The sequence below is a fragment of the Massilia sp. CT11-108 genome, from assembly GCF_047302915.1.
GTDB lineage: Bacteria > Pseudomonadota > Gammaproteobacteria > Burkholderiales > Burkholderiaceae_D > Telluria > Telluria orientalis.
On the sequence record NZ_JBKYMO010000437.1, the window covers coordinates 1 to 4620 of the forward strand.

The following is a 4620-nucleotide window of genomic DNA, read 5'->3' on the forward strand; positions in this document are numbered from 1 at the left end:
CCTGGGTTCGGGCTTTTCGCTCGGTATTTACGGGTTTTGGGGGGTACTATGCATGTTGGGGTTTTAATTATAAAAAAAAAAACCCGCCGCCGGCCGCGCCGCGGGGGGCGGTTTTTTTACGGCGTCCGATTCAAGCGATCAGAAGCGGTAGGTCACGTTGGCGTAGATGAAGCGGCCGTACGAATCGTAGATCTGCGGGAACGTGTTGCCGTTGCCGTAGGTACCCGTCACCGAGCTGGACGATGCAATCGGCGGATCCTTGTCCAGCAGGTTGTTGACGCCGAAGCTCACGGCCAGCTTGCGGTTGAAGCGGTACACGCCGTTCAGGTCGAAGTAGCTGCGCGAAGCCAGGTACGCGTCACGTTGCGTGTCCAGTTCGCCAGCCAGCTGCGGGTTCCCGTCGAGCATGTCGTTCTTCAGGCGGTCGATGTAGCGCCAGGTGAGCGACAGATCCAGGTTGTACGGGCTCGACCAGGTCGTGCGCAGCTTGTGGCGCCATTTCGGGGTCGGGGTGCCGCAGGTCGCGCCGTACAGGCCCGTGCAGTCATAGCTGCCGTTGCCCGGCAGGTTCTCCACGGTGTAGCTGTGCACGTAGGTGCCGTTCAGCGTGAAGTCCAGGTTGCCGTAGCTCTGCGGCAGGCGGGTGCGGTAGCTGGCGCCCACGTCCAGGCCCGACGTGCCCTGCGAACCGATGTTCGTGGTGCCGGCTTCGACGTAGCCGTTCGGGGTCAGCCACAGCGAACCGAGCTGGTCGCGGTGGATCAGGCCGCAGTACAGCGGATTGCCGGTCGTGAGGCACTGGGTGTATACGCTCTGGGCGTTGACGGCCTGGATCGCGTCCTTGATCTTCAGCTTGAACGCGTCCAGCGTGATGGTCAGGTTCTTGATCGGGTCGATCACGATACCGACCGTGTACGTGTTGGCGGTTTCCGGCTTGACGCCCGGGTTGCCGCCGGTACGGCCGTTGTACTGGTTGGTCGAGTTTTCCGGCACCTTGCCGTACAGCGAAGCCGGCAGGCCCGTGTTGGCGCACTGCGCCTGCGTGGCTTTCGGGGTCTCGCCGCCGCACGGGTCGTCGTTCGGCCCGGCCAGCACCACGGCTTGCGGCGTGTACAGTTCATAGATGTTCGGTGCGCGGACGGCACGCTGGGCCGAACCGCGGACGCGCACCTGGTCGATCGGCTGCCAGTCGAGGCCCAGGCCGAACGTGTTGGTCTTGGCATCCGTGCTGTACTGCGAACGGCGGTACGAACCGGACAGGTCCATGTGCTTCGAGAAGGCCATGTTGTCCAGCAGCGGCAGCTTGAATTCGCCGAAGGCTTCCTTCACGTTGTACGAACCCGCGACGGCCGGGGAGGCGCCGCCGGCACCGGACAGGTCGCCGGTCTGGTTTTCGTAGTCGGGCTCGAAGGCCAGTTTTTCGACGCGCTGCTCGTAGCCGAACGACACGCCGGCGCCGCTTTCGGCGGTCGGCAGCTTCAGGCCGAAGCGGGTCAGGTCGGTGCCGATGTTCAGGCCGAACACGGATTGCTGCGTGAAGCCGCCGTTCGAGCCGGTGGCGTTCAGGTAGTCCAGCGCGGCCTGGTTGACGCCGCCCTGCTTGTACAGGTTGTACGGCACGCAGGCGGTGTCGGAACCGTTGACGACGGAGCGGCACACGGCCTTGCCCGTGGTCGGATCGGCGACGACGTCCAGCGCGTTGGCGATCAGGCGGCTCGAGAAGTAGCCGGTCGCACGGTCGCTGTGGTTGACGCGCGCGAACTGGCCGAACACGTCGTACGACCAGTCGCCGACCATGCCCTTCACGCCCAGTACTTCGCGGAACGAGGAGTCGGTGATGCTGGTGGAACGCGGGCCGCCTTCGACGTTACGCTTGCCGACCGAGACGGTGGCGGTGTCGCCCGGCTTCTTGAGGCCCAGCGCGGTGCGCCATGCATCGTTCAGCAGCGGGTTTTCGTAGGCGATCGTCGCCTGCTGGCCGTAGAAGATGCCGCCTGGCGCGATCTGCGCGTCGGTCGTGTAGTTGTGGAAGCTGAATTCGCTGTAGATGCGCGCGTTCTCGTTGATGTCGAGGTGCACCATCGAGTTGATGTTGTACTCGTCCGATGGGCGCTGGAAGAAGTTCAGCGGGCCGAAGTTGTAGGCGTCGGTGGCCGACACGTACTTGCGCGGATTGCCGTTCGCATCCGGGGTGAACGAGCCGACGCGGGCGATCGAGGTGCCGGAACCGGAGCAGGCGAAGCCCGGATCGGACGCGCCCAGCGAGCAGGCCGAGAAATCGCGCTGCGATTGCAGCAGGGCGTCGGCGTGGCGGTGCGAGGCGAAGAACGTCGCGTTACCCTTGTTGTCGGCGAAGTTCGAGCCCATCAGGATGCTGAAGTCGTACTTCTTGGCGTCGAACGTGTGGTTGCCCGGCAGCGGGAACCCCTTCTGGTTGACGACGCCCTGGATCTCGTCGTTGTGCTGCTTGTGGTTGGCGCCGGAGATGTTGGCTTCCAGTTCCACGCCTTCGTAGTTGTCCTTCATGATGAAGTTGACGACGCCCGACACGGCGCCCGAGCCGTACACGGCGCCGGCGCCGCCGGTCAGCACGTCGACACGGCGGATCAGTTCACTCGGGATCTGGTTCAGGTCGGCCGCGACGCTGAGCACGCTGCCGGACGGCAGGCGCTTGCCGTTGACGAGCACCAGGGTACGCTGCGAGCCCATGCCGCGCAGGTCGACGGTGGCGGTACCGCTGGCGCCGTTCGAGATCGCGGCACCTTGCGACGCGAACACCTGGGGCAGGTTGTTCAGCAGGTCTTCGGTATTGCGTACGCCATCGATCTTGATGTCCTTGGCGCTGAGGGTGGTGATGGGGCTGGAGCCTTCCGTATTCAGCGACGGAATGCGCGACCCCGTCACTTCCACGCGCTGCATCGACGCGGCGGGTGCCGCGCCAGTGTCCTGTGCGTGAGCGACGGACGCGCCGAGCGCCATGCCGCCGGCAAACATCAAACGTACCGATCGAGATAAAACTTTTTCCGACATCATTTGTCTTGAGTCCCTTCTGAGCTGGGCCGGTGCGGACTACGCGCCGGCTCGCAGATCTTGTTATTGATCTACCCCCATCCTTTTGGGAGGGAATTTTTATTTGCTGCAAGACAATGAAATCATTGCTAATAAACAAAGTCAACGTGTAAATATGCATATATGCATCACCACTGTAAATATCACACTTTGTTCTCCGGATATGAGAAATACTCGAAAGAAATTTTGCTTTACATGTTGTATTTAGTTTTTTATTCGAATTTTCATTGATGCGTAATTACAACGTTCTGCCCCATATTGGTGCGGCAATGCACCAAAAACTAGCGGGACAGTGAGTGCTCACTGTCCCGCTCGTCATCGTCCGTCGATCAGCCGGCGAACCGGCTGTCTGTCATCAGAACTGGTAACGCACGCCGGCCTTGAAGAAGCGGCCGATGGCGCCGCTGGCGTCCATCGGGTTGTAGCTCATGCCGCCGTAGGTCAGCGGATCCAGCGGGCCGTTCGCGTACTGCGAGGCGCACTTGTCGCCCCGAAGTACACGTTTTGCATGTCGGCGCGGTAGTTCGCAGTCGCCGTCACGTTCAGGTCCTGGCGGTCCCAGGACAGTAAACACCACAACAGCCCATTCATTTGGTTATGGCCCCATGACATCTTTTCCCGGCAGGGGCGGCGCAATCTGGTCTATAGTTCCGAACGCGTTCGATGACTCACCCGGGAATCCCGATGTTTGCTTATATCCTGCGGCGCCTGTGGCAGATGCTGCCGACGATGGCCGGCGTCGTCGTGCTGGTGTTCGTGCTGTTCAACTGGGTCGGCGGCGACCCCTCGTACCTGTTGGCGGGCAAGATGGCCGACGCGCGCGCCATCGCCAACATCCGCGCCCAGCTGGGACTCGATGCGCCGTGGTACGTCCAGCTCGGCATCTTCGTGAAGCAGATCGTCACGTTCGACTTCGGCAACGCCTGGGCGACGGGCGAGCCCGTGTCGCACATCATCGCCAGCCGCCTGGGGCCGTCGCTGACGGTGCTCGTGCCGCTGACGGTGCTGGAGACCACGATCGGCATCGCGCTGGCGCTCGCCGTCGCCTTCGTGCGCGGCTCGCTGACGGACCGCGTCGTGATGGTCGCGTGCACGGTCGGCATGTCGATCTCGATCCTCGTCTACATCATCGTGTTCCAGTACGGTCTCGCCTATAAGCTCGGGCTGTTCCCCGTGCAGGGCTGGGGCGAGCATTTCACGGAAAACCTGCTGCGCTACGCCACCCTGCCGATCCTGATCGGCCTCACCGTGTCGCTGGCGCCGACATTGCGCCTGTTCCGCAGCTTCGTGCTGGATGAAGTGGGGCAGGACTACGTGCGCACGGCGCGCGCGAAAGGCTTGCCGGAGCGGCGCATCGTCTGGGTGCACGTGCTGCGTAACGCCGCCATCCCCATCATCACGTACGTCATGGCCAACCTGCCGGCGCTCTTGATCGGCGCCTTCCTGCTCGAGCGCTTCTTCGGCATCCCGGGCATCGGGCGCGAAGTGATCCTCGCCGTCGAGCGCAGCGACTTCCCCGTGATCAAGGCGATCACGGTCTACGTCGCCGCC

Annotated in this window: 3 protein-coding genes; 1 reads left to right on the forward strand and 2 read right to left on the reverse strand. The window is 62.9% G+C overall.

The features are described 5' to 3' along the window. Nucleotides 1–138 precede the first annotated feature (138 nt). Nucleotides 139–2994 (reverse strand): TonB-dependent receptor domain-containing protein, encoded by a 2856-nt coding sequence (locus tag ACEN88_RS24780; protein WP_413343957.1) that lies wholly within the window; start codon nucleotides 2992–2994, stop codon nucleotides 139–141. 430 nt (nucleotides 2995–3424) lie between these two features. Next, entirely contained in the window at nucleotides 3425–3643 is a 219-nt protein-coding gene (locus ACEN88_RS24785) for a hypothetical protein (RefSeq protein WP_413343958.1), read from the reverse strand. A 110-nt stretch (nucleotides 3644–3753) separates the two neighbouring features. Between ACEN88_RS24785 and ACEN88_RS24790 the strand changes: the two genes are divergently transcribed. Continuing rightward, nucleotides 3754–4620: ABC transporter permease (locus ACEN88_RS24790; protein ID WP_413343959.1), on the forward strand; the 867-nt coding region annotated here is incomplete at its 3' end.

Coding starts and splice junctions, on each gene's coding strand:
- ACEN88_RS24780 (WP_413343957.1), bottom strand. CDS start 2,994: ATGTTTGCCGGCGGCATGGCGCTCGGCGCGTCCGTCGCTCACGCACAG.